The organism is Pseudoalteromonas aurantia (genome assembly GCF_005886875.1).
Taxonomy (GTDB): Bacteria; Pseudomonadota; Gammaproteobacteria; order Enterobacterales; family Alteromonadaceae; genus Pseudoalteromonas; species Pseudoalteromonas aurantia_A.
On record NZ_PNBY01000180.1, the window covers coordinates 1 to 289 of the forward strand.

The following is a 289-nucleotide window of genomic DNA, read 5'->3' on the forward strand; positions in this document are numbered from 1 at the left end:
GCACCTTGAAGATGCAAGAAGCTGGGTGAAAGGCTTCACGAATTGGTACAACAACGTACATAGGCATAGTCGTATCAAGTTCGTGACACCCGGGCAACGTCATAATGGGGAAGATAGAGCGATATTGGCAAAGCGCCGTGAGTTATATAAAAAAGCGAAAGAAAAGAATGCTAACCGCTGGTCAAAGCACACCAGGAATTGGGATGAGATCAGTGATGTGGAGTTAAATCCAGAGAACAAAAAAGAAGCAGCTTAACAGCTCAGGCGACAACTACCTTGAAAAACGCCG

General features: G+C 45.3%; 1 pseudogene. It reads left to right on the forward strand.

Annotation, left to right across the window (positions count from 1 at the left end):
* A pseudogene (locus CWC18_RS21160) lies at positions 1 to 256 on the forward strand (IS3 family transposase); the annotation flags it as partial.
* Between the last annotated feature and the right edge of the window lie 33 nt (positions 257 to 289).